Here is a 26,989-nt window from a genome sequence, read left to right as displayed (position 1 = left end):
TTATGAAATTTGAGAAATTACATCGCACAGAATATTGTGGATTAATTGATAAACAATATTTAAATCAACGAGTAATATTAGAAGGATGGGTAAATAGAAAGAGAAATTTAGGATCCCTTATATTTGTTGATTTAAGAGATAGAGAAGGGATTGTACAGATTGTATTTAAGGAAGGTAGTCCTATATTTGACATTGGAGATTCTTTAAAGTCGGAGTATTGTATAAAGGTTGGAGGAATTGTTAAGGAGAGGGAATCAAAAAATACACAGATTAAAAATGGTGATATTGAGGTTATATGCGACAATATAGAAGTTTACTCAAAATCAGAACAATTGCCCTTTATGATTGAAGATGGTTTTGATGTTAATGATAGTTTGAAATTTAAATATAGATATATTTCCCTGAGGAATAATAAATATCAAGAAATATTTAAACTTAGAAGTGAAGCACTTAATGCATTTAGAGAATTTTTACATAATGATGGATTTATAGAAATGAGTACGCCAATATTAAATAAAAGTACACCAGAGGGAGCAAGAGATTTTTTGGTTCCTAGTAGAATTAATAATGGTAATTTTTATGCTTTGCCACAATCTCCACAAATATATAAACAATTGTTAATGGTAAGTGGATTTGATAAGTATTATCAGGTTGCTACATGTTTTAGGGATGAGGATCTTAGATCAAATAGGCAACCTGAATTTATTCAAATTGATATTGAGATGAGTTTTGTTGATGAAACAGATATTAAAAATAAAATGGAGTTACTTATCAAACATGTTTTTAATTCTACACTTAATTTAAATATTGTAGATAAATTTATTGAGTTAGGTTATGATGAATGCATGGAAAAATATGGAACAGATAAGCCGGATTTGAGATTTGATATGGAAATTATAGATGTTAAACATGATTTTATTAATTCAGAATTTTTAATGTTTAAAGAGTGTATAGAAAATAATTTGGAAATTAGAGCTATAAAAGCTGAAAATGTTGATTTTACAAGGAAACAATTAGATACTCTTAATTGTTTTGTTAAAGATCATTTTAATGCTAAAGGATTAATCTATATAAGGTATAAAGAAGATCAAGTGATATCTTCAATAAATAAATTTTTAAGTGATGAGGATAAAATTAAAATTGTAGGAAAATATAAATTGAAAAATAATGATTGTTTATTTATAATTCCAGGGGTAAAGAAAACTGTATTAGGTGCGTTAGGCGCATTAAGAATTGAGCTTGCAAATATGTTAGGGATACTTAATAATAATACGGAGTTTAAGTTTTTATGGGTAAAAGATTTTCCATTATATGAATATAGCGAAGAAGATGGCAGATATTATGCTTCTCATCATCCGTTTACTATGCCTAATGAAGATGATATTAAATATTTTGATACCAAAGAATATTCTAAGATTAGAGCTAAAGCTTATGATTTGGTTTTAAATGGTGAAGAAATTGGAGGTGGTAGTATAAGAATACATAATGACTTAGTTCAAAATAAAATGTTTGAAGCATTGGGTATGTCAGATTGTGAGATAAATGAAAAATTTGGTTTTTTTGTAGAGGCTTTGAAATATGGGACTCCACCACATGGAGGAATTGCTTTTGGTCTTGATAGGATTGTCATGTTTTTAGCTAATGTTATTGACATAAAAGATGTTATGGCTTTTCCAAAGAATAAGAAAGCGGAGTGTTTGTTATCAAATGCACCTAGTAGAGTTGGCGATATTCAACTACATGAACTAGGGATATATATAAAAGAATAAAGTTTATAAATTTATTGAATAGAATGCTATGTTTAATGTAATTGCTTTAATAAAGTGATATGTTAGCATAGCATTTATTTTTTATAACAAAATATGGGAGATGATATTAATGATAATAGATAGAGAAATAGCTAATTTGATTTTAGATGAACAAGATAGGCAAATTAATAATATAGAACTTATTGCATCTGAAAATTTTGTTAGCAATGATGTTTTACATGCTATGGGAACAATTTTAACGAATAAATATGCTGAAGGTTATCCAAATAAAAGATATTATGGTGGATGTGAAGTTGTAGATAAGATTGAAAGTCTAGCTATAGAGAGAATGAAATTATTGTTTGATGCTGAACATGTAAATGTACAGCCACATTCTGGATCACAAGCTAATATGGCTGTTTATTCTTCAGTTTTGAAACATAATGATACCATTTTATCTATGGACTTAAGTCATGGTGGACATTTAACTCATGGAAGTTCAGTTAATTTTTCTGGTAAAACTTATAATTTTAAGTTTTATGGTGTGAATAAGGGAACAGGAGTTATCGATTATGATGAAGTTGAATCCTTAGCTTTAAAAGTTAGACCTAGGTTAATTGTTTGTGGTTATAGTGCTTATGCTAGGAAAATTGATTTTAAAAGGTTTAGAGAAATTTGTGATGCTGTTGGAGCTTATATGATGGTTGATATGGCACACATAGCTGGTCTTATAGCAGGTGGTGTTCATGAAAATCCAACAATATATGCAGATTTTGTTACAACTACAACACATAAGACTTTACGTGGTCCGCGTGGTGGTGCAATACTTTGTAAAAAGGAATATGGTGAAAAAGTAGATAAGTCTATATTTCCTGGAATTCAGGGAGGTCCGTTAATTCATGTGATTGCAGCTAAAGCGGTTTGTTTTAAAGAGGCTATGAGTGATAATTTTAAGGAATATACAAAAAATATAATTAAGAATTCACAAAGATTAGCTGAGGAATTAAAAGAGAGAGATTTTAAACTAGTATCTGATGGAACAGATAATCATTTAATTTTGATTGATTTAACAAATAAAGATATAACAGGGAAAGAATGTGAGAAACTATTAGATAATGTAGGGATTACCGTTAATAAAAATTGTATACCATTTGATACACAGGGGGCATTGATTACAAGTGGTATAAGAATTGGTACTGCGGCGATTACGACAAGAGGGTTTAGTGAACATGAAATGCCATTAATAGCAGACATAATAGATGGTGTAATCGAAAGCAAAGGAAATAATGTTGAAAATTTTAGAAAACGTGTTAAAAATATTACAAAACATTTTCCACTATTTAGATATTAATTTTAAATGTAAAAATTTGGGAGAGTTGACATGGATTTTATAATGTAATATACTAAAAATGCTAATTACAATCTGAGGAGATTTTAAATGAGTTATATACGTAATTGCATTTTGGGTATGGGTATGTATGTTCCTGATAAAATTTTAACCAATAATGATTTAGAAAAAATGGTTGATACAAGTGATGAATGGATATATAGTAGAACAGGTATAAGAGAGAGGCGTATTTCTACAGAAAATACATCTGTATTAGGGATTAGAGCAGTAGAAAATTTATTAAATAAAATAAATAAGGATCCTAAAGATATAGACCTTATTATTTTTTGTACTATTACCCCAGATAATAATACACCTTCATGTGCGTGTTTAGTTCAAAAAAGTATTGGTGCTTTAAATGCTACAGCTTTTGATTTGAATGCAGCATGCACAGGTTTTATTTATGGTATTGTTGTGACTGATTCTCTTTTGAGCAGTGGAAAATATAGAAATGCTATTGTAATAGGAAGTGAAGTGCTATCGAAAATTATAGATTGGAAAGACAGGAATACCTGTGTATTATTTGGAGATGGTGCAGGTGCTATTTATATCGAGCGCTCCGAGAATGGGTCTGCTATTATTGATACATATACGAGATCAGTTGGAGAAAAATCAGATTCTTTAATATCTAAGGCTATTCCTTTATCTAATTTTATGATGGATAGAGAGTTGGACATAGATTTTAGTATACATATGGATGGTAGAGAAGTATTTAAATTTGCGGTTTCATCTATGGTTGAAGGAATTGATGTATTACTTAAAAATAATGATATTTCTATAGGTGATATTAAGTTTATTGTTCCACATCAGGCTAATAAAAGAATAATAGAAGCAGCTGCTAAACGTTTAAAAGTTGATGTAGATAAGTTTTTTACTAATTTAGGTAAATATGGTAATACTTCAGCTGCAAGTATTGCAATTGCACTTAGTGAATTAGGAAATTCTTGTTCTTTATCTAAGGAAGATTTAGTTATACTTGTTGGTTTTGGTGGTGGACTTACTTATGGTTCAGTATTAATTAAATGGTAATTAGTAACATAGGAGAAATAGGTAATGAAGAATGTAGCATTTATGTTTCCTGGTCAAGGATCCCAATATGTTGGTATGGGAAAATATTTTTATGAAAATTTTAGTGAATCGAGAATAGTTTTTGAGAAAACTAACGAAATTTTAGGATTTTCTATTTCTGATAAAATATTTAATGGAAGTATGGATGAAATAAGCGATACAAAAATAACGCAACCATCTATACTGGCAGTTAGTATTGCCATAATGGAGGCTTTGAAGGGTTTAGTAGATATAAGACCAGCTTGTACTGCTGGCTTGAGTCTAGGAGAGTATTCAGCACTTGTATGTTCTGGTATCTTAGATTTCGATAAATCAATTCCATTAGTTAACAAAAGAGCAGATTTTATGGTTAATTCTTTGGATGGAAATTCATATGGTATGACGGCAGTCATTGGATTAAATAAGGATAAAATATTGCAAGTTATAGATGATGTTAAGTCTTATGGACATTTGGAAATTGCAAATTATAATTGTCCTTCTCAAATCGTTGTTTCTGGTGAGGCTTCTGCACTTGATATAGCGGATAAGATGTTTAAGAAAAGAGGAGCTTTGAGAAGTGTAAGACTTCCAATTAAATCTCCATTTCATACAAGCTTTCTTAAGGAGGCTGCATTGAAATTCAAAAAAGAATTAGAAAACACAGAATTTAACATAGAGTTTAATATTCCTGTCATATCAAATGTTACGGCAGATAAGATGGATAGAAATAGAATTTGTGAATTATTGTCCAATCAGATTATGAGTTCTGTTCTTTGGGAAGATAGTATATTGAAAATTATTGAAATGGGAATTGATACTTTTGTTGAAATAGGACCGGGGAGAAGTTTATCAAGTTTTGTTAAGAAAATAGATAGAAGAGTAACGGTATTAAATATTGAAGATGAATCATCTTTGAACAAATCTTTAAAAGTTTTGAGTGGGGTGTAAGCATGCTTAAAGATAAAGTTGCTATTGTTACGGGAGCATCTAGAGGGATTGGTAAGTCTATAGCTATTAATTTTGCAAGGCAAGGATCTAAAGTAGTTTTAAACTATAGAAGTGATGATAATGGTGCAGAAACAACAAAACAAGAGATTGAACAAAACGGTGGAGTTGCAATATTACATAAAGGTGATGTGAGTGATTTTTATGTAGCAGAGGAATTGATGAATTTCTGTAAGGAAAAGTTTTCGAGAATTGATATTCTGGTTAATAATGCTGGTATAACAAGGGATACACTTGTTATGAGGATGAAAGAAGAAGATTTTGATAGTGTAATTAATGTGAATTTAAAAGGATCGTTTAATTGTGCTAAGCATGCATCAAGTATTATGCTTAGACAAAAGAGTGGTAAAATTATAAATATTAGTTCAGTAATAGGGATTATTGGAAATGCTGGACAAGTTAATTATGCTGCTTCTAAAGCTGGAATAATAGGTATGACTAAATCTTTAGCTAAAGAATTAGGTTCAAGAGGTATAAATGTTAATGCTATAGCTCCAGGATTTATAGAAACTGATATGACAGATGTATTAGGTGATAATGTCAAAGAAACTATTTTATCTCATATACCATTAAAAAAAATGGGTAAAACCGAAGATGTATCAAATTTAGCAGTGTTTTTGGCTAGTAATATGTCTGATTATATAACAGGTCAAGTTATAACTGTAGATGGCGGAATGGTGATGTAGGAGGAAGTTCTTTATGGATAATAGAGTTGTTGTTACAGGTATGGGAGCTATTACACCCATAGGAAATGATGTATTAGAGTTTTGGAAGAATGCAAAAGAAGGCGTTATTGGAATAGAAGCAATAGGAGATAAAATTATTGGTAATGATAAAGTGAAGGTAATAGCCCCAATAAAGAATTTTGATGTATCTAAGAGACTTAATGCAAAAGAATGTTCAAGATTGGATCCATACTCTACATTTGCATTATACGCAGCAGAAGAAGCTATTCAAAATTCTAAGTTAGATTTGGAAAGTATTGATAGAGATAGATTTGGAGTTATTGTTGGATCGGGAGTTGGTGGATTCAATACTTTAGAAGAAGTTATAAATAAGTTAAAAAAAACTGATTCTGTTAGATTATCTCCATTGACTATACCCAAGTTAATTATAAATATGGCTGCTGGGAATATCGCTATTAAATATGGAGCTAGGGGTGAAAGTAAGTCCGTTGTTACTGCATGTGCTACATCAACGCATTCAGTTGGAGATGCGTATAGATTATTAAAACATGGATATTTGGATATTTGTATAACTGGTGGGAGTGAGTCTGCAATAACTAGCTTGGCTTTAGGTGGTTTTACAGCACTTACAGCTTTAAACACGACAGATAATCCAGAACGTGCATCGATACCTTTTGATAAAGAAAGAAATGGATTTGTTATGGGAGAAGGAGCAGGTATATTAATATTGGAAACTTTAGAAAGTGCACAGAAAAGAGGAGCTTATATTTATGCTGAGATAGTTGGATATTCTTCTACTACTGATGCGTATCATATTACTGCTCCTATGCCAGATGGTAAGATGAGTGCTAAAGCTATGCAAAATGTTTTAGATGAAGCAGGAATATCTTATGATCAGGTTGATTATATAAATGCTCATGGAACAAGTACGAAGATGAATGATGCTGTTGAGACTATTGCTATTAAGGAAGTTTTTAAGGAGCATGCATATAACCTTAAGATAAGTTCAACAAAATCTATGACTGGACATCTTTTAGGAGCTTCAGGGGCTGTTGAAGCTATAGCTTGTGTAAAATCTTGTGAAGAGGATTTTATACATCCAACGGCTAGCTATTTAGTTAAAGATGAAGAATGTGATTTAAATTATGTTCCTAATAAAGGTATTAAAAAAGAAGTGAATTACGCAATGTCTAATTCTTTGGGTTTTGGTGGCCATAATGCTGTGTTGCTTTTCAAGAAATGGAGGGGTTAAAGAATGATATCGTTTAAAGAAATAATGGAATTGATAGACAAGATAAATAATTCTAGCCTTTCTTTGATGGAAATAAATTATCAAGACTTATATTTAAAACTTGATAAAGAATCAAATCGTTTAGATAGCGTCTCAACCAATCAAATTACTAAACCTAATTTTAATAATAATATTAGATCTGAAAATGACATCAATAGTGTAATTGATAACTTATCAAATGATGTTAAGGAAGAGGTTTCTGAAGAAAATATAGAGTACATAACTTCTCCTATGGTTGGAACCGTTTATTTGGCATCCTCTCCAGAGAAACAGCCTTATATTTCTGTAGGACAGGGTATATCATGTGGTGATACTGTATGTATAGTAGAGGCGATGAAACTGATGAATGAAATTGAAAGTGAATTTTCAGGAACAGTTATAGAAATTTTGGTTAAAAATGCACAAATGGTAGAATTTGGACAAAAACTATTTAAGATTAAAAAGAATTAATAGAAGGTGAATTTCTAAATGAAAAAAGTGTTGGATATAACAGAAATATTAAAGATTATTCCGCATCGATACCCATTTCTACTTATAGATAAAATAATAGATATGACAGAGAAAACCGTTACTGCAATAAAAAACGTTACTTTTAATGAAAATTTTTTTCAAGGGCATTTTCCAGATCAACCTGTGATGCCAGGGGTATTAATCTTGGAAGCATTGGCTCAGACAGGTGCGGCAGCTATACTTGCAAGTGAAGAAAATAGAGGAAAGATTGCATTTTTTGCTGGAGCAGATAAGATAAAATTTAGAAAAATTGTTGTTCCGGGGGATGTTTTGGAACTTAAGTGCGAAATTTTAAAAATGAGGTCTAGTTTTGGAAAAGCAGAGGCTGTTGCTAAAGTAGATGGTGAAATTGCTTGTGAGGCAGAAATAATGTTTGCTATTAAGTAGTTAGGAGATTTTTATGATAAACAAGATTTTGATTGCAAATAGAGGAGAGATAGCTGTAAGGATAATAAGGGCATGTAAAGAATTGGGCATAGTGTCCGTGGCTGTCTATTCAGAGGCTGATAAGGAAGCATTACATACTCAACTTGCTGATGAAGCTATTTGTATAGGTCCAAACTCTGCTAGGGATTCTTATTTAAATATACCCAATATTTTGGAGGCTACATCATTAAGTGGTGCAGAAGCTATTCATCCAGGATTTGGATTTCTTTCTGAAAATTCTAAGTTTGCTAAGATGTGTAAAGATTGTAATATTATATTCATAGGCCCTACTCCAGAAACTATGGATATGATGGGTGATAAGGCAAATGCGAGAATTACAATGAAAAATCATGGTATACCCATTGTTGATGGCTATGAGGGTTTTATAAGAGATGAGAGGCATGCTCTTGAAATAGCTAAATCAGTTGGTTTTCCTGTTATGATAAAAGCTGCACTTGGTGGAGGCGGTAAAGGTATTCGAATAGTAGAGAAGGAAGATGACTTCAAGGACGCATATTTAATGGCAAAGGCTGAGGCTCTTGCGTGTTTTAATAATGATGTTGTATATATAGAAAAATATGTTAGGAATCCACATCATATAGAATTTCAAGTTTTAGCAGATAATTATGGAAATGTTGTACACTTATTTGAACGTGATTGCTCAGTTCAGCGTAAGAACCAAAAAATAGTTGAAGAGGCACCTTCCGTATTTTTAAATGATGATATAAGAAGAAAAATGGGTGAGGTTGCTGTTAAGATTTGTAAAGTTGTCAACTATGTGAATGCAGGTACAATTGAATTTTTGGTTGATGATGATAAAAACTTTTATTTCATGGAAATGAATACACGCATTCAGGTTGAACATCCTATAACAGAGATGATAACAGGTATAGATTTAATAAAAGAGCAAATTAGGATTGCTGCTGGTGAGAGATTATCTTTTAATCAAAATGATTTAAAGATTAATGGTCATTCTATTGAATGTAGAATTAACGCTGAAGATGCTAAGAAAAATTTTGTTCCATGTCCAGGAAAGATAGATCAGTTGAATGTACCAGGAGGACTGGGTGTTAGATTAGATAGTGCTGTTTATCAGGGATACACAATACCTCCGTTTTATGATTCAATGATTGCTAAACTTATTGTTCATGGTAATACTAGAGATGAAGCTATAATGAAGATGAAGAGATCATTGGCTGAATTTATTATTGATGGAATTACAAGCAATATTGATTTCCATTTTGATATTTTGAATCACGAAGATTTTGCTCGAGGTAATTATAATACAGGATTTTTGAATAAGTTGGTGAATATCAAGTGATGATAATCGATTTTTTTAAGAAAAACAAGTATGTTACTGTAAGTACGATGCCTTTTGAAGAAGAGAGAAAGGTGTATATTCCAAATGATCGTTGGATTAAGTGTAATAATTGTCTGAGGATTTTATATAAGGAAGATATTCAAGACAATTTAATGGTTTGTCCTTTCTGTGAGTATCATTTTAGATTAGATCCGAGGACAAGAATTGAGTATTTGGTAGATCAAAATACCTTTGAAGAATTTGATAGTGACATGGTTAGTGTTGATCCATTAGATTTTCCTAATTATGATAAAAAACTTAAAGATGCTAAGAAAGTTTCATCAGAAAAAGATGCTGTTGTATGTGGTAAGTGTTTAATTAGTGGTTATGAAACAGTTGTTTGTATCATGAATAGTTTTTTTATGATAGGAAGTATGGGGAGTGTTGTTGGTGAAAAAATAACTCGTGCTATAGAGTATGCTATAGAGAATGGGTTACCTGTGATAATTTTTACAGCATCAGGTGGTGCAAGGATGCAGGAAGGAATATTGTCTTTAATGCAGATGGCTAAAATTAGTGGTGCTTTGAAGAGGTTATCTGATAGTGGTTTATTATATTTAACAGTAATAACTGATCCTACTACAGGTGGAGTTACGGCGAGTTTTGCTATGCTTGGTGATATAATAATTAGTGAACCGAATGCGTATATTGCATTTGCAGGTAAGAGAGTTATAGAAAAGACTATTAATGAAAGATTACCTGATAATTTCCAAAAGGCTGAATTTCTTTTAGATAAGGGTTTTATAGATAAAATAGTACATAGAAAAGATTTGAAAAATATTATAACTTACATATTAAAGGCACATAGGAGAGATGCAAATGAGTAATTTGAGTGTTTGGGATAGGGTTTTACTTGCTAGAATGCCTATGCGTCCTACGTCAAGATTCTATTTGGAAAATGTATTTGATTCATTTGAAGAATTGCATGGTGACAGATATTATTCAGATGATAGAGCTATAGTTGGAGGAATTGGATTTATAAACGATACGCCTGTGACAATAATTGCACAAATGAAGGGAGAAAATACTAAGGATAATATTTTAAGGAATTTTGGAATGCCTAGTCCTGAGGGATATCGCAAATCTCTACGATTGATGGAACAGGCAAATAAATTTAATAGGCCAATAATAACTTTTGTTGATACTCCTGGAGCGTTTTGTGGTAAACAAGCCGAAGAGAGAGGACAAGGTGAAGCTATTGCTAAAAATTTATTTGAAATGATGGGATTTACTTGTCCTATATTATCTATTGTAATATCTGAAGGTGGAAGTGGTGGAGCATTAGGTATTTCTGTAGCTAATGAAATTTGGATGCTTGAAAATTCAATTTATTCTGTAATATCTCCAGAAGCTTGTTCTAGTATTTTATGGAAAGATTCTAGCAAATTTAAAGAGGCTTCTGAATTTTTGAAACTTACATCTTATGATTTGAAGGAATTTGGTATTGCGGACAAGATAATTGATGAGTACGGTGAAGGTGCTCATGTAACTAAAGATAAGATCGCTGAGTCTATGAGAAACGATATAATTGATTTTATTAAGAGATTCAAAAATAAGTCGAGTTGTGAAATTAAAGAAGAAAGATATCAAAAATTTAGAAAAATTAGTAAATATGGAATTGAGTAATTTTAAAAATCTAATCTGATTGTTTATTAGGATTAGATTTTTATTTTTTATATAGTTTGGTCGTGTTGACTATAAAAAATGAAATTGCTATAATTTTGAATTATTATTAAGTTTAAGGAGAATTTACATGAAAATGTCTACTAGAGGTAGATATGGAATAAAGGCAATGCTTGAGCTTGCTTTGGTTTATGATACCGGAATGATGTCTGTGCGTAGTATTGCACAAAAACAAAAGATATCTGAGCTTTATTTAGAACAATTATTTTCTATTCTTAAGAAAGCCAATCTTATTAAAAGTGTTAGAGGAGCTAAGGGAGGTTATTCATTAACAAGGACTCCTAAAGAAATTACAATTAAAGATATTATAGATGTAGTTGAAGGTCCTGTTAATATATCCGATTGTGTCGAAAAGGATTCAAGTTGTGATAATTTAGATAAATGTGCTACTCGTGTTTTGTGGGTTAGGATAAAAGATGCCATTGATAGTATTTTCTCATCAGTTACGCTTCAGGATATAATAGATGAACATAATAAATTAAATTTTATAAATATAGGGGTTAATATCGATGAATGAAAGAATTTACATGGATTATGCTTCCACAACTTTTTTAAGGGATGAAGTTATAGATACGATGAAACCATATCTTACTGAATGTTTTGGGAATCCTTCTGGAATACATGAATTCTCAAGAGTTGCAAAAAATGCAATAGAGCATTCAAGAGAAAATATTGCAAGAGTTTTAAGGTGTCAAAGAAAAGAAGTGTTTTTCACTAGTGGTGGAACAGAATCGAATAATTGGGCGATTAAAGGAGTTGCTTTTGCTAATAGAAAAAAGGGAAATCATATTATAACAACAAAGATAGAGCATCATTCTGTTTTGTATACTTGTAAATATTTAGAGCAGAATGGATTTAAAGTTACATATTTGGATGTTGATTCTGATGGTATTGTTAATGTAAATGATATAAATAATGCAATTACTGATAAAACAATACTTGTTTCTATTGCTTTTGTTAATAATGAAATTGGAACAATCCAAGATATCGAGGCTATATCTGAACTTTGTCATAATAAAAATATTATTTTTCATACTGATGCGATACAAGCCATAGGTAAAATTGATATATCACTTGATAAATATGAGTTTGTAAATTTGTTATCTATATCAGGACATAAAATATATGGACCTAAGGGAATTGGAATTCTGTATATAAAAGATGGAACAAGTATTGATAATTATATACATGGTGGAAGTCAGGAAAAGGGACGTAGATCTGGTACTGAAAATGTTTATGGAATTGTTGGATTAAGCAAAGCGATTGAACTTGTGTGTGAGGATATTGATGAAGAGAATAGAAAATTAAAAGAACTTAGAGATTATATGATTGATAGAATTTTGAAGGAAATACCAAATAGTCGTATTAATGGATCACTTAAATATAGAACAAGTAATAATATAAATGTATGTTTTGAAGGAATCAAAGATGAGGGAATACTTCTTGCTCTGGATTTGAAAGGTATATGTGCGTCTAGTGGAAGTTCTTGTAACTCTGGATCTGTTAATTCGTCACATGTTCTTCAGGCAATAGGTCTTTCGTCCTTAGAAGCTCAAGGTTCTGTTAGATTTACCTTAGGAAAGAACTCGAAAAAAGAGGATGCCGATTATGTGATAGAAGAATTAAAAGATATAGTTAAGAGATATAGAGGATAATAGATTGAGTTTGGGTGATGTGTTTTGGATAAAAAGAGAGTTGTTATTGGTTTAAGTGGTGGAGTTGATAGTGCTGTTGCTGCATATCTTTTGAAAAAAGAAGGATATGAAGTTATAGGCATTATGTTGAATTTATCTCAGAATGATGAAGTTTATTTGCTTAAGGAAGGTGGATGTTGTTCACTTTCGTCAGTTCTTGATGCTCGTAAGGTTGCGGAACTTTTAGATATACCATTTTATGTTTTGAATTATAAGGATATATTTAAGGATAAGGTAGTTGATTATTTTGTTAAAGATTATATGATTGGTAATACTCCAAATCCTTGTATTGAATGTAATAGACATATAAAGTTTGGGGAATTTTTAATAGGGGCAAAGAAGTTGGGGGCTGACTATATAGCTACAGGTCATTATGCAAATATTGAAGAATTTAATGGAAAGTTTATATTGAAGAGAGGAATTGATCATAAGAAAGATCAAACATATATGCTGTATGTTCTTAATCAGGATCAACTCAAGAATATTTTAATGCCTTGTGGGAAATATACAAAGGAACAAGTTAGAGAGATTGCTAAAGAAATTGGAATGGATATACATAATAAAAAAGATAGTGAAGAAATTTGTTTTGTTCCTGATGGTAAGCACGGTAATTTTATATCAAATAGAGAGAAGATTGTTAAAGGAAATTTTGTTGATAAGGATGGAAAAGTTTTAGGAGAACATAAAGGAATTGTTTATTATACAATAGGTCAGAGGAAGGGACTTAATTTGCCACTTGGGAAACCAGTATATGTTATAGGTATAAATTCCAAAACTAATGAGGTTATTATTGGTTCGGAAAAAGATCTATTTTTTAGAAATGCTATAATTGATAATGTTAATTTTGTACATATTGAAGATTTTGAAGATGGATTAGAAGTTGAGGCTAAAATTCGTTATCAAGCAAAGCTGTGTTCTGCTAAAATGTTTAGGGTTAATGATGGTAAGATAAAAATTGTTTTTGATGATCCACAGCGTGCAATGACTTGTGGTCAATCTCTAGTACTATATCAGGGTGATTTGGTTCTAGGTGGTGGAATTATGAGAAAATATTTTTAGACATAGTTCGACAGATTTTAATTAAAATGGAGTGATGTGTGTTATGAAAAAATATACTTATGATGATTTGAGAGATTTATTTGCTGAATTTTTTAAAAACAAATCACATTATGTAATGAGTAGTTTCCCTTTGGTGCCTAAAGATGATGATAGTTTATTGCTTGTTAATGCAGGAATGGCACCTTTGAAAAAGTTTTTTACGAGGGCTGCACTTCCTCCATCTAGTAGAGTTACAACGTGTCAGAAATGTATAAGGACTGGAGATATTGACAGTGTTGGCAAGACAGCAAGACATTGCACTTTTTTTGAGATGTTTGGAAATTTTTCGTTTGGAGATTATTTTAAGAGGGATGCTATAGCCTATGCTTGGGAGTTTTTAACTAAAGTTATTGGTATACCTATTGATAAGTTGTATGTAAGTGTTTATGAGGAAGATAATGAAGCTTTTGAGATTTGGGAAAAAGAAATTGGCATTGGTAGCAATAGAATTTTTAGGATCGGTAAGGAAGATAATTTTTGGGAAATTGGTGTTGGACCTTGTGGACCTTGTTCTGAGATATTTTATTCTTTCGTGGATGAGAAAATTGATTCTGTAGAAAAATTTCTAGAATTACAAGATAAAGGTGAACTTTTTGAAATATGGAATCTTGTATTCACTCAGTTTAACAAAAATGAAGATGGGGTATATGAAGCTTTAGAGTATAAAAATATTGATACTGGTATGGGGCTTGAGAGATTAGCTATCATAACTCAAGGAGTTAGTAATGTTTTTGAAACTGATCTTCTTAAATCTATAGTTGATAGTGTAAAGAATATGGCCAGTGCATTGTGTAGAGATGATCAATTAGATTATTCATCAAAAGTAATTGCTGATCATTCTCGTAGTATAACTTTTCTTATTTGTGATGGAGTAATTCCTAGTAATGAAGGTCGTGGATATGTTCTACGAAGATTAATGAGAAGAAGTATTAGACATGCAAAACTTATAGGCATTGATGGAAAATTTTTAAATGATATTGTTTGCAGAGTCATTGATAAATATAAAAATAGTTATCCTGAGTTAATTGAAAGGAAAGAATATATAAATAATATAGTTGATGTTGAGGAAGATAATTTTAGTAGGACTTTGAATAAAGGAATAGATATTTTGCTTAATAATTATGTTAAAGAATTAGAGGATAGGAACGAGTTTATTCTTTCAGGAAGTAAAGCATTCAAATTGTACGATACATATGGATTTCCTATTGAGCTTACTGAAGAAATTTTAAAAGAGAAGAATATAAAAGTTGATATTGATGGATTTGAGTTTGAGATGAAAAATCAACAAAAAATGGCTCGAGATTCTAGAAAAACTGATAATTACTTGGGGAATGATCTTGGTGTATTGAACTTAACTGAAAATTACGAGACGGAATTTGTTGGATATGAAAGTTTGAAGACTAAATCTAAAATTAAGGATTTAATAGTTGATAATAATTTTAGTGATAGTATTAAAAAAGACACTAAGGGGTTTTTGATTTCAAATGAAACACCTTTTTATCCTGAAATGGGAGGGCAAATTGGAGATATAGGTACAATAAAATCCCAAAATGGAGTTGCAAGAGTTATTTCAACTAAGAAAAATATGCAGGGGCAGATATATCATCTTGTAGAAGTTTTAGACGGAATTATTAATAAAGATGATGAAATTGAGCTTATTGTTAATGAATCTAGACGCAGGTCGATTTGTAGAAATCATACTGCTACACATTTGCTTCAAAGTGCTTTAAGACTAGTTTTGGGTAACCATGTTAAACAATCTGGGTCCTATTTAGATGATAAGAAACTTAGATTTGATTTTACCCATTTTAAGGCTCTAACTTCTGATGAAATACAACAAGTTGAAAATATAGTAAATGAATATATATATAGGCAAATAAATGTAAAAACTGAGATTATGGATATAAGATCTGCTAAAGAAAAGGGTGCAATTTCTCTATTTGATGAAAAATATGAAAATGAGGTTAGAGTACTTAGTGTAGATGATTTTAGTATAGAATTGTGTGGTGGAACACATGTTGATAATACTGGATTTATTGGTGGTTTTGTTATAATTAGTGAAAGTTCTGTATCTTCAGGAGTAAGGAGAATAGAGGCAACTACTGGAAGTAACGTGTTTGACATTGTAAAGTCTAATAGAAATATACTGAACGAAATTTCGTCTGAAATTAAGGCTTCATCAACTAATGAAATTGTAAATAAAGTTAAAAATTTGGTATTGGATATAAAAAATAAAAATAGTGAAATACTAAACTTAGTTTCAGCAATATCAAATGAAAAGCTAAAAGATATAGACAATATTATTGAGAATTGTAAAGAGAAGAATGGTATAAAGATAGTTGTTAATATATTTAATGATGTTGATATTAATAGACTTAGAGATACTTGTGCTAATATAAGAGATAAAGTAGAATGTGGAGTGTTTATGCTTGCCTCTGTGATAAATGGAAGAGCAAGTGTTGTTTGTATGGCAAGTAAAAAAGCAATTGAGTTTGGCATTGATTGTGGAAAATTGTTAAAGGAAACTTTGAAGTTGGCTGATGGAAGCGGAGGCGGTAGAAAAGATATGGCACAAGGATCTACAACGAATATCGAAAAGCTTAAGAATGCTTTTGATCAGATATATGAAATTATTTAATTGCCAAATGATAATTATTGTTATATAATTACTGTAAGACGACTCCAAAAGAGGAGGTGCGTATGGATTATGAAAAAAGATTTTACTATGTTTATAAAATATGATCGGAACTTGATTGACAACAAAGTCAGACCTGTAGATCAATTGAACACTAAAGAAATATTGGAAGAGGTTTATAATTCCTTAGAACAAAAGGGATATAAACCAATAAATCAGTTAGTAGGATATCTTATATCTGGTGATCCAACTTATATTACAAATTATAACGGTGCCAGGGCATTGATAAGTAAACTTGAGCGTGATGAGATATTAGAAGAAGTATTGAAAACTTACTTAAAAAAGTAATTAATTTTATCCAAGTTTGCGGTTAGCTTACTTGGATTTTTTTATTAGTTGTGCAGAGGTTAATTGGATGAATTATATGGGATTAGATATAGGTGATAAGAATATCGGAATTGCTATTAGTTCAGGAATAATAGCTCAAGGTATTGGTACATATAGGCGTAGTGAGTACGATAAGGATATTTGTTACATTAATAAAATTATAAAAGATAATAAAGTTAGTAAGCTTGTCGTTGGTTTACCCAAGAATATGAATGGTAGCATTGGATTTCAAGGGGAAAAGGTTATTAAGTTTTGTGAAGATTTGGAAAAGATTTTAGATGAGGGTATCAAAATTGAATTTATGGATGAAAGATTGACTACGGTTTTGGCAAATAATTTTATGTTAGAAGCAGATATGTCTAGGAAAAAGAGGAAAAATATAGTTGACAAGATGGCAGCTCAAATAATTTTACAGGATTATTTGAATATGTTAAATAAATGATATAATTTGGACTTTATGTCTAAGGAGTAGTTTTAATGCAGAGAGGATTAAATGATATAGAAGATATAAAAATATACCTAAAGTCAAAAGGATATAAATTAACAGCTCAAAGAGAATGCATATTAAGTGTGATAATTGAAAATAGAGATAAGCACTTAACAATTGATGAGATTTATAACTATGTAAATAAAAGGAATAAGACTATAGGGATTGCTACTGTTTATAGAACTATCGTGTTATTTGAGGAGTTAGGAGTTCTTAGCAAACTAGTATTTGATGGTAGAGTTATTAGATATGAATTGTCTTCTTTTGATGAGGAACATACGCATCACCATTTAATTTGTGTTAAATGTAATAAAATTATGGAGGTTAAAGAGGATTTGTTAGAAGATCTTGAAAAACAGGTTGAGAATAAATACAAATTTGAAATTATTGACCATAATTTAAAAATTTTAGGGATTTGTAGTGAATGTAAAAGGGAATAGGAGGAATTAAGTAATGGATTTAAAAGTGGAATCAAAACATGATGTTATTGATTCTAAGAATAATTATAGATCAAGAGATAATTATTCTAAAAAAGATGAAGCTAATAAGAGAGATGGGGGTTCGAAAAAAGAGTCTAGTCAACAAAGGAGAGAAAAAGCTTTTAACAAGGATTCTAAAAGAACTCAAAATTCTATAAAAATCATACCGCTTGGTGGATTGAATGAAGTTGGGAAAAATATAACAGCAATAGAATATAAAAATGATATTTTTGTTATAGATTGTGGATTAAAATTCCCAGATGATGATATGTATGGGATTGATTTGGTAATACCTGATATAACATATTTAATTAAAAATAAAGATAGAGTTAAAGGAATATTTTTAACTCATGGTCATGAGGACCATTTAGGTGCTGTTCCTTACATATTAAAACAGATTAATGTGCCTGTGTATGGAACAAGGTTAACATTGGGTATACTATCAGTGAAACTTAAAGAACATTATATTGATTATGCTAAGTTAAATGTTGTAAAGCCTAAAGATGTTATCAAGTTTGACAGTATTAGTATGGAATTTATAAAAAATAATCATAGTATTCCAGATGCTGTTTCAATTGCAATACATACTCCTATTGGCATAGTTTATCATACTGGAGATTTTAAGGTTGATTTTACTCCGATAGATGGAGAAATTGCTGACCTTGGTAGGATTGCAGAATTAGGAAGAAAAGGTATAATTTGTATGCTTGGTGAGAGTACGAACGTTGAGAAACCAGGATATACAATTTCTGAAAGGGTAATTGGTAAGACTTTTGAAGATATATTTGGCAAAGCAAAATCCAGAATTATAGTTGCAACATTTGCATCTAATGTTCATAGGATTCAACAAATAATTAATGCGGCTTCTATGTACGGAAAAAAAGTAGCTATATCTGGTAGGAGCATGGAAAATATAACAGGTGTTGCTAAAGAACTTGGATATATACAATTTGATGACAATGTTTTAATAGGAATTGATGAGATTAATAGATGGGCTCCAGATAAAATTGTTATTATAACTACTGGAACTCAGGGAGAGCCTATGTCAGCTCTTGCGAGAATGGCATCAGGAGATCATAAAAAAGTATCAATAGCTCCAGGAGATACTGTTATATTTTCAGCGACTCCAATTCCAGGAAATGAGAAACTTGTATCTAAGGTTGTAAATAGATTATTTAAGAGTGGTGCTGATGTTATATATGAATCCAAAGCTAAGGTTCACGTTTCAGGTCATGCTTGTCAAGAAGAACTTAAGTTGATGCTTGCACTTGCAAAACCAAAATTCTTTATACCAATTCATGGTGAATTTAGACATCTAAATCATCATGTTGAATTAGCTGAGAGCTTAGGAATCAGCAGAAAAAATATGTTGATAATGGAATGTGGAGAAATTGCAGAGGTAAAGAGAAATTCTATAAGCAAAGTAGGAACTGTTCCATCAGGTCAAATATTTGTTGATGGACTTGGTGTTGGTGATGTAGGTAATATAGTATTGAAAGATAGAAAGCATTTATCACAGGATGGAGTTCTTACAGTTGTTGTTACTATAGACAGTCAAAATGGAACAATAATTGCAGGTCCGGATATAATATCAAGAGGGTTCGTTTATGTGCGTGAATCTGAGAAACTAATTGATAATGTTAGGGACTTAGTTAGAGAAGTTCTTCGTGAATGTGAAGAAGATGGAATAATGGATTGGTCTACTTTGAAGTCGAACATTAAAGATACACTTAGAAGCTTTTTATATGAAAAAACTAAGAGACGTCCTATGATTTTACCAATTATAATGGAAATATAATAATATAGGATAATTTTTATATTACATTAATATTAGGAGGAGAAATTAATGGTTAATATTCATGATAAAGCTCATGAACTAGCTAGTTCTATTAAGCAAATGGAAGAGGTTAAGAAATTAAAAGAGATAAGTGAAAAAATTAATGCGGATGATAGCTTGAAGTCTCTTTTAAAAGAGTTAAGAGATGTTCAATTTTTGGTTTTCAATGAGCAACGCTCATCAGGAAAACTAGAGAAGGAAACAGAAGAGAAGTTTAAAGTAGTATCTCAAAAAGTTATGGCTAACCCTGTTGTAGCTGAATATGTTCAATACGAACAAAAAGTTGGTATAATTGTTGATGACATAATGAAGATATTAAATGAAGCTTTTGGAATACAAAGTTTTGTTTAATTAGATTTTAGCCATAGTGTATTGACTTTTTACACTTTGGCTTTTTTGTTTTATTTTTTATATGAATAATGGCGTGTATCTATTTTGGCTTTAATGAATTATAAATGTTGATAATATATAGGAGGATTTAATGAGAATATCTTGGTTATCAAAAATTTTAATCTTAGTTTTCTCGGTGCTATTATGTTTTGTTGCATACTTTGTTTATAATTTTCAATCGATAAATAATAGACCATTTTCATCGGATGTAAAGATTAATGTTAAAGAGGGAGATACCTTAAATAATGTAATAGATGAATTAGCAAATCAAGGTAAACTCAGGAACCATTTATTTGTAAAAATTTCTCTTAAGGTATTTAACTATGATACAAATATAAAACCAGGAGAATATTCTTTTGGAAATGATGTATCTTTAGGGACATTCATGGCTTTCCTTAATAAAGGAGTGTTAAATGAATTTGTTAAAGTTACTGTTCCAGAAGGTTATTCTATAGAGGCAATGGGAGAATTATTTGAAAAATCAGGACTCAATTTTACAAAACAAGATTTTTTGAATGAAGTAAGATATTATCCATTACCCAAATACGTTAAAAATATCGAAGAAAGAAGATATTTGTTGGAAGGCTTTTTATTTCCAGATACCTATCATTTTGATAAGGATTCAACACCAAATGTAGTTATAAAAACTATGATTGATAGATTTGAGCAAGTTTTAAAAGAAATAGAAACTGAATTGAAGGTTTCGGTTCCTGAAGATAAAATAGATGATATTGTAACGATGGCATCTATTGTAGAGAGAGAGATTATACACGATGAAGAAAGGGTTAAGGCTGCATCTGTATTTTATAATAGATTGAGGGTTGGAATGCCACTTCAATCATGTGCAACTGTTATTTATGCTTTAGGAAAGCATAAAGAGGTTTTATATAATTCTGATTTGGAAGTTGATTCTAAATACAATACATATAAATATTCATCCTTACCTATAGGACCTATTGCATCGCCAGGAAGAGAGTCTATTAAAGCGGCAATTAGTCCAAGTGATACAAATTATTTATATTTTATATTAAATGATGAAACAAATTACCATTATTTCTTTGAGAATTATTCAGATTTCTTGAAACAGAAAGCTATTAGAGATACAACTCTTGCTGTAAAAAAATAAATTCTAAAAGGCCATTTTAATATAAGTGGTCTTTTTATTTTTTAATAAGATTTAAGGGTATACGATTGTTGACATAAATAAGTTTATTGACTATAGTTTTATAAATAGTCAAAATACAACAAAAAATTATTTTTTATTGATTATGTCGATTTAGGAGAAATTAGCATGGGTAATATAATTAATGATGATATAAACAAATTTATAATTGAGAATATAAATCTGGATTTATCAGAAGATCTTATGGAGCTTGAGGAATACGCTTTGGAAAATCATATTCCAATAATTGATAAGCAGGTCCAAAATTTTATTAGTATGATATTTAAGCTTAATAGGCCTAAGAATATTTTAGAATTTGGAACAGCCATAGGATTTTCATCTATATTTATGTGTGAACAGCTTAAAGGTAATGTAAAAATAACAACTGTTGAAAGGGATGGAGATCGTATTATACTTGCAAAAGATAATTTTAAAAAGTTTAATTATGAGGATAATATACGACTTATAGAAGGCGATTGTTTTGAAAATTTTGAATATTTAGATTGTGATTATGATTTTATATTTATTGATTCGTCTAAATCTCATTATGAAAAACTATTGAACAATTGTATCCAAAATTTAAATAAAAATGGTATAATCATGTTTGACAATGTTTTATATAAAGGTATGGTTGCATCGGATAGTTTGATTGTGAAACGCAAAAAAACTATCATAAATAACATGAGAAAGTTTTTGAAAAATGTTGTCAATAATAAACTATTTTCGACATGGTTATTGCCTATTGGCGACGGTGTAATGATTTTAAGGAGGAATGAAGAAAATGAAAAAGGTTGAATTACTTGCACCAGCAGGTAGTTTGGAAAAATTAAAAGTCGCAGTCGACTTTGGGGCTGATGCTGTTTATGTTGGCGGTCCAAGATTGAACCTGAGAGCATTTGCAGATAACTTTGATTTTGATGAATTGAAGGAAGGAATTGAATATGCTCACGATAGAGGGGTAAAGGTTTATTTAGTTTTAAATGCAATTCCAAGAAACTTTGATATGAATGGTATTGAGGAATATGTTAAAAAATGTGAATCTCTTGGAGTTGATGGGGCTATTGTTGCAGATCCTGGTTTAATTTCAATAATTAAAAAGAATACAAATATAGATATACATTTAAGTACTCAGGCAAATGCAATGAACTATGAAACTGCAAGATTTTGGTATGATTATGGATTAAAAAGGATAATTTTAGCTAGAGAATTAAAATTAAAAGAGATAGAAGAATTCGTAAATAAATTGCCAGAAGATTGTGAGATAGAAGTGTTTGTTCACGGTGCTATGTGTATGGCTTATTCTGGAAGATGTTTGATATCAAATTATATGACATCAAGAGATTCAAACAAAGGAGCGTGTTCTCAGGCATGCAGATATAAATATTATCTTGTAGAGGAAACACGTCCAAATGAGTATTATCCAGTTTTTGAGGATGAAGATGGAACTTACATAATGAACTCAAAAGATTTATGTATGATTGAACATATTGATGATGTTATTAGATCTGGTGTTGCTTCTGTTAAAATTGAAGGGCGTATGAAAAGTTTATTTTATCTTGCAATGGTTGTAAAGATGTATAGAGAAGCAATTGATACTTATTACGCAGATCCTGAAAATTTTAAAGTTAATCCTGAGTGGAAAAGAAATCTTCAAAAGATAAGTCATAGAAGATACTCTACTGGTTTCTTTTATGGTAAATCTGGAGAGCAAAGCTATGAGAGTGCAACATATGTTAGAGAATATGATATAATTGGAATTGTAAAAGATTATGATAGAGAAACAAAGATAGCAACTATTGAACAAAGAAATAGAGTATTTAATGGAGATAAGGTTGAAATTATAAGACCTAAAACTGAAAATTTTGAGGTCGTATTGAATGATATGAAAAATAGTAAAGGTGAAAGTATTGAGAAGGCAAATCATGCTCAAATGATTTTCACAGCACATGTTGAAACTGAATTAAAACAAAATGATTTTATAATTATGAAGAAAAATGAAATTTCATTAAGCTAGAAGTTTAAGGTTAGGATGGTATTATCCTAACCTTAAATTCATTTTTTGAAAATTTATTAATATTTGTGAATATTTTTGCTATGATTTGGAATGACTTATACAAATATTTGTTTGGGTAAATAGGATGGAGTTTTATTATGGACAAGAAAAATGTTAGATTGAGAATAAGGTTTATAAATATTTTATTTGGATTGAGTATCTCTATTATAATTTTTAGACTTGCATTTATACAGTTAGGTGCAAAGGCAGACAAGTATGTATCTATAGCAATGAATCAATATAACTTAGATTATAGGACAAGTAATTTAAATTATAGGATTTTAGATGATAAGTCTAATGATCTTATTAAGTATAGTACTAAATATATAGTAGAAGTAAAATCTAACATATTTAAGAATTTTAACAATAATATAGAAATGGAGAAGATTTTAACATTCACATCTATTTTAAAGAACTATAATGAGGATTTTGATTTAATTCAAAAATTTCAGGAGAATCCTGGATATAATTTCAAATTTGAGGTTGATAAATATACATATGAGAAATTACAAACTGTACAAGATATAAATGGAATTTATCTTTATGAATATGATGAGTTTAATGAAAAAGAAGCATGGTCAATTGAAAATATTTTGATAAAAGAAATTTCCGAAAATTCGACAGAAGAAAATTATCATACTTATATAGAAAATAACAAATATCCAAAGATTGATTTTAATTATGTTAAAACTGGTAAAGATGTTGTGGATCCAAATAATAACAATTTCAAATTAACTATAGATAAGGAGTTACAAGATGGTGTAAAAAATATAATTAGTGATAAAAAATATGATGAATTTGATAGCATAGCAATTGCTATATCGGAAGCATCAACTGGAGAAATAAAAGCATTAACTCAAAAAAATGAGTATAATCCTAATATTATTCTTGGATCCACAAGTCTTGGATATGTACCAGGTTCGGTTTTTAAATTAGTGGTTGCGGAAGCTGCGATTGATTCTGGAATTTTTACATCTAAGCATGAATTTAGTTGTGAAAATAGCAGATATAATCTATGTAAAGATAGGCATGCAGGAAAATTAACTATGGAAGATGCTCTTGCTGTTTCTTGCAATAATATATTTGCAGAAATAGGAAAAGAGGTTGGATGGGACTTAATTAAAAATTATGCTGAGGATCAAGGATTTTTTAAAAAAGTATTAGGATTTAGCGACTTAAGAGAGGCTAGTGGAAGCTATGCTGAACCTAAAGAATATGAAGATGGACCTTTATTTTTATCTATGGGTCAAAATATGTTAATTGAACCATTACAAGCTTTAAATATAACAAATACAATTTTAAATAATGGTATTTATACTAAACTAAAATTAATTGATAAGATTGTTAATGAAAATAATGAGGTTATAAAAGAGTTTAGTAATACTTCCGACAAAGTATTGAAAAAAGATACTGCAAATATATTAAAAAGTATGTTAATAAATACTCTGGAAAATGGTACGGGAAAGAATATCAAAATTAGTGGTGTAGAGAGTGGTGTTAAGACAGGTACAAGTGAGAGGTTTGATGGAGAAAATATTGTTTCAGATGGATGGGTTTTAGGATATTTTAAACATAGAAATAAGTACTATTCAATGTTTGTATTTGTTGAAAATATAAACGAAGAAGGACAATTTGGAGGAAATACTGCAGGTCCAATTTTTAAGGAAATAGTGGAATATTATACTAATACTTTTTAATTTCGTATTTTTGAGCATTTAAATAGGGGGATCTTAATTGTTAGATAACTTATTTGAGATCATAGGTAGCGTCGTTTTATTTGTAGGATATATAGTCGGAAATAATTCATTCCCAACCCCGTTAACTAGCGAACAGGAAAAAGAATATATAGATAGATTTAAAGCAGGGGATTTGGAAGCTAAAAATATTTTGATTGAGAGAAATTTAAGATTAGTTGTTCATATAGCAAAGAAATTTTCGTCAATAAAGGATGTGGAAGATTTGATATCTGTTGGAACAATAGGTCTTATAAAAGGTATTGAATCTTTTGATTATGTAAAAGGAACTAAACTTGCAACTTATGCTGCGAGATGTATAGAAAATGAAATTCTTATGCTAATAAGAAATACTAAGAAAACAAAGAATGAAGTATTTCTTCAAGATCCCATAGGAACAGATAAAGAGGGGAATGAAATTTCACTTATAGATATACTAAATAGTAGTGATGACACAATAATTGACATTGTGGAACAAAAATTAACTATAAAGAAGATGTATAAAAAGCTTAATAATATTTTAAATGAGAAAGAACAAATTATAATAAAATTAAGATATGGATTAATAGATGGGAAAATTAAAACTCAAAAGGAAATAGCTAAGAAATTAAATATTTCAAGATCGTATGTTTCACGAATTGAAAAAAAGGCATTAAGTAAATTAAATAAAGAATTACTTTTTAAAAAATAATGTAATAACCATCTCATAATTAGAGATGGTTATTTTTGTATAAATAGGTGTATTTTTGGAAAGTATAAACTATATAGAATCTATTTTTGAGAGAGGGATAAGAGTTTTATGCTCTTTTACGATACATATGTTAACATTACAACAGATATTAAAAATAGCTTGTGATAAAGAATTCTCCTATATATATTTAAGTGTTGGCGCGAATATATTGGGACGCACTAACTCGAATTTAGAATTAGTAGTTGAAAAAATATTAAATCAGGATGAGCTTATAAGTTATGCAAAGGAAATTTTAGGAGACAAATTTGCAGAGCTATGTGAAATTGGTGAAAAATATACATCGTTTTCGATGTCAGGTATTGGGAGATTTAGAGCAAATATTTTCAAACAGAGAAATAGCATTGCCATATCAATTAAAATATTATCTAAAAGTGAATTTAATAATGAGATTAATATTCCAGATAATATTTATAATTTTGTATCACAATTAAATAATGGATTAGTATTGATAATTGGATCAATTAATAGTGGAAAAAATTTAACTGTTTCAAATATTATTCAAAAAATCAATAAAACATCTTCAAAATATATTATTACACTTGAATCAACTATTGAAATTTTATATAAGCACAATAAATCTATAGTCAATCAGAGAGAAATTGGTACAGATACGTATTCATATGTAAGTGGTATTGAATCTGCGTTTAGGGAAAGACCAAATATATTGGTTATAGATGATATACCTAATTATGATGTATTAAAACTAATAATGAAGTGTTGTGATGCTGGAGTACTTGTTATAGCGTCAGTATATTTAAATAATATACAGCATACATTAGAATCTTTGTTTGAAATGGAACCTAAAAACAAATTTTATTTAAAAAATGTTTTGGCAAACATGTTAAGATGTATAATTAATCAAAAAAATATTATTGATAAAAATCAAGAAGACTTGTATTTATTTGAATTTATGATTAATATTCCGATGATAGCTAATTGTATAAAAGAAAATAATATTAAAAATCTATACACTTTAATACAAAATAATACGAAATTAGGTATGTATACCATGGATAATTCTCTTATAGAAGCTTATAAATGTGGACTTATAACAAGGGAAGTTTTTGTCCAAAATGTGTCTAACAAAGAAATTGCTGCAAAAATTATATTGAATTATTAAGTGATATTGTAGTAATGTAT

At 29.8% G+C, this 26,989-nt stretch carries 26 protein-coding genes; all 26 read left to right on the top strand.

Translation table 11 applies throughout. The annotated features are described in order from the left end of the window. The first annotated feature begins 2 nt into the window (after positions 1-2). The 26 genes from aspS to SFBM_RS04325 all read left to right on the top strand — a co-directional run bounded on the left by aspS (position 3) and on the right by SFBM_RS04325 (position 26,969). Complete coding sequence (gene aspS / locus SFBM_RS04450; RefSeq protein ID WP_005806111.1) at positions 3-1,769, top strand: aspartate--tRNA ligase; 1,767 nt, start codon at positions 3-5, stop codon at positions 1,767-1,769. A gap of 109 nt (positions 1,770-1,878) precedes the next feature. Beyond that, the gene (glyA, locus tag SFBM_RS04445; protein ID WP_005806112.1) at positions 1,879-3,099 is read left to right on the top strand and encodes a serine hydroxymethyltransferase; all 1,221 of its coding nucleotides are present in this window, start codon (positions 1,879-1,881) and stop codon (positions 3,097-3,099) included. An 87-nt stretch (positions 3,100-3,186) separates the two neighbouring features. Then, positions 3,187-4,164 carry a beta-ketoacyl-ACP synthase III gene (locus tag SFBM_RS04440; RefSeq protein ID WP_014017964.1) on the top strand — a complete coding sequence of 326 codons (978 nt, stop codon included), beginning with the start codon at positions 3,187-3,189 and terminating at the stop codon, positions 4,162-4,164. A gap of 24 nt (positions 4,165-4,188) precedes the next feature. Continuing rightward, on the top strand, positions 4,189-5,130 hold the full coding sequence (fabD, locus tag SFBM_RS04435) for an ACP S-malonyltransferase (RefSeq protein WP_005806116.1): 942 nt from the start codon (positions 4,189-4,191) through the stop codon (positions 5,128-5,130). A 2-nt stretch (positions 5,131-5,132) separates the two neighbouring features. Then, positions 5,133-5,873: a 3-oxoacyl-[acyl-carrier-protein] reductase gene (gene fabG, locus SFBM_RS04430; RefSeq protein WP_005806118.1), complete on the top strand. Its 741-nt coding sequence runs from the start codon at positions 5,133-5,135 to the stop codon at positions 5,871-5,873. A 13-nt stretch (positions 5,874-5,886) separates the two neighbouring features. Beyond that, complete coding sequence (fabF, locus tag SFBM_RS04425) at positions 5,887-7,125, top strand: beta-ketoacyl-ACP synthase II (protein ID WP_005806120.1); 1,239 nt, start codon at positions 5,887-5,889, stop codon at positions 7,123-7,125. Positions 7,126-7,128: 3 nt separating this feature from the next. Beyond that, a complete protein-coding gene (gene accB / locus SFBM_RS04420) occupies positions 7,129-7,614 on the top strand; it encodes an acetyl-CoA carboxylase biotin carboxyl carrier protein (RefSeq protein WP_005806122.1) in 486 nt (161 codons plus the stop codon). An 18-nt stretch (positions 7,615-7,632) separates the two neighbouring features. Next, positions 7,633-8,061 carry a 3-hydroxyacyl-ACP dehydratase FabZ gene (gene fabZ / locus SFBM_RS04415; RefSeq protein WP_005806123.1) on the top strand — a complete coding sequence of 143 codons (429 nt, stop codon included), beginning with the start codon at positions 7,633-7,635 and terminating at the stop codon, positions 8,059-8,061. Between the two features lie 13 nt (positions 8,062-8,074). Beyond that, on the top strand, positions 8,075-9,421 hold the full coding sequence (locus tag SFBM_RS04410) for an acetyl-CoA carboxylase biotin carboxylase subunit (RefSeq protein ID WP_005806125.1): 1,347 nt from the start codon (positions 8,075-8,077) through the stop codon (positions 9,419-9,421). Then, the gene (gene accD / locus SFBM_RS04405; protein ID WP_005806127.1) at positions 9,421-10,287 is read left to right on the top strand and encodes an acetyl-CoA carboxylase, carboxyltransferase subunit beta; all 867 of its coding nucleotides are present in this window, start codon (positions 9,421-9,423) and stop codon (positions 10,285-10,287) included. The genes SFBM_RS04410 and accD overlap by 1 nt, the downstream gene beginning before the upstream one ends. Next, a complete protein-coding gene (locus tag SFBM_RS04400) occupies positions 10,280-11,086 on the top strand; it encodes an acetyl-CoA carboxylase carboxyltransferase subunit alpha (protein ID WP_007439859.1) in 807 nt (268 codons plus the stop codon). Before accD ends, SFBM_RS04400 begins: the two co-directional genes overlap by 8 nt. Before the next feature lie 127 nt (positions 11,087-11,213). After that, a complete protein-coding gene (locus tag SFBM_RS04395) occupies positions 11,214-11,660 on the top strand; it encodes an RrF2 family transcriptional regulator (protein WP_005806132.1) in 447 nt (148 codons plus the stop codon). After that, on the top strand, positions 11,653-12,798 hold the full coding sequence (locus SFBM_RS04390; protein ID WP_005806134.1) for a cysteine desulfurase family protein: 1,146 nt from the start codon (positions 11,653-11,655) through the stop codon (positions 12,796-12,798). The genes SFBM_RS04395 and SFBM_RS04390 overlap by 8 nt, the downstream gene beginning before the upstream one ends. 24 nt (positions 12,799-12,822) lie before the next feature. Further along, entirely contained in the window at positions 12,823-13,896 is a 1,074-nt protein-coding gene (mnmA, locus tag SFBM_RS04385) for a tRNA 2-thiouridine(34) synthase MnmA (protein WP_005806136.1), read from the top strand. A gap of 43 nt (positions 13,897-13,939) precedes the next feature. Further along, positions 13,940-16,573 (top strand): alanine--tRNA ligase, encoded by a 2,634-nt coding sequence (gene alaS, locus SFBM_RS04380; RefSeq protein ID WP_041568918.1) that lies wholly within the window; start codon positions 13,940-13,942, stop codon positions 16,571-16,573. Between the two features lie 69 nt (positions 16,574-16,642). Next, positions 16,643-16,918 (top strand): IreB family regulatory phosphoprotein, encoded by a 276-nt coding sequence (locus tag SFBM_RS04375; RefSeq protein ID WP_005806140.1) that lies wholly within the window; start codon positions 16,643-16,645, stop codon positions 16,916-16,918. Positions 16,919-16,985: 67 nt separating this feature from the next. Further along, on the top strand, positions 16,986-17,399 hold the full coding sequence (gene ruvX / locus SFBM_RS04370; protein WP_014017962.1) for a Holliday junction resolvase RuvX: 414 nt from the start codon (positions 16,986-16,988) through the stop codon (positions 17,397-17,399). A 35-nt stretch (positions 17,400-17,434) separates the two neighbouring features. Next, positions 17,435-17,884, top strand: a complete 450-nt coding sequence (locus SFBM_RS04365; protein WP_005806144.1) for a Fur family transcriptional regulator — start codon at positions 17,435-17,437, stop codon at positions 17,882-17,884. A 13-nt stretch (positions 17,885-17,897) separates the two neighbouring features. Further along, on the top strand, positions 17,898-19,721 hold the full coding sequence (locus SFBM_RS04360; protein ID WP_005806146.1) for a ribonuclease J: 1,824 nt from the start codon (positions 17,898-17,900) through the stop codon (positions 19,719-19,721). A gap of 48 nt (positions 19,722-19,769) precedes the next feature. Then, positions 19,770-20,111 (top strand): YlbF family regulator, encoded by a 342-nt coding sequence (locus SFBM_RS04355; RefSeq protein WP_005806147.1) that lies wholly within the window; start codon positions 19,770-19,772, stop codon positions 20,109-20,111. Between the two features lie 130 nt (positions 20,112-20,241). Beyond that, positions 20,242-21,276 carry an endolytic transglycosylase MltG gene (mltG, locus tag SFBM_RS04350; RefSeq protein WP_005806149.1) on the top strand — a complete coding sequence of 345 codons (1,035 nt, stop codon included), beginning with the start codon at positions 20,242-20,244 and terminating at the stop codon, positions 21,274-21,276. Positions 21,277-21,441: 165 nt separating this feature from the next. Further along, positions 21,442-22,107: an O-methyltransferase gene (locus SFBM_RS04345; RefSeq protein WP_014017961.1), complete on the top strand. Its 666-nt coding sequence runs from the start codon at positions 21,442-21,444 to the stop codon at positions 22,105-22,107. Next, positions 22,094-23,326 (top strand): peptidase U32 family protein, encoded by a 1,233-nt coding sequence (locus tag SFBM_RS04340; RefSeq protein ID WP_014017960.1) that lies wholly within the window; start codon positions 22,094-22,096, stop codon positions 23,324-23,326. Before SFBM_RS04345 ends, SFBM_RS04340 begins: the two co-directional genes overlap by 14 nt. Positions 23,327-23,463: 137 nt before the next feature. Further along, a complete protein-coding gene (locus SFBM_RS04335; RefSeq protein WP_014017959.1) occupies positions 23,464-25,062 on the top strand; it encodes a penicillin-binding transpeptidase domain-containing protein in 1,599 nt (532 codons plus the stop codon). A gap of 37 nt (positions 25,063-25,099) precedes the next feature. Then, positions 25,100-25,789: an RNA polymerase sporulation sigma factor SigK gene (gene sigK / locus SFBM_RS04330; RefSeq protein ID WP_005806158.1), complete on the top strand. Its 690-nt coding sequence runs from the start codon at positions 25,100-25,102 to the stop codon at positions 25,787-25,789. A 55-nt stretch (positions 25,790-25,844) separates the two neighbouring features. Then, complete coding sequence (locus SFBM_RS04325; RefSeq protein WP_007445694.1) at positions 25,845-26,969, top strand: type IV pilus twitching motility protein PilT; 1,125 nt, start codon at positions 25,845-25,847, stop codon at positions 26,967-26,969. Positions 26,970-26,989: the final 20 nt, after the last annotated feature.

Source organism: Candidatus Arthromitus sp. SFB-mouse-Japan (assembly GCF_000270205.1).
GTDB lineage: Bacteria > Bacillota > Clostridia > Clostridiales > Clostridiaceae > Dwaynesavagella.
The sequence above is the reverse complement of the archived record's forward strand: the minus strand, read 5'-3'. Positions and strand labels throughout refer to the sequence as shown.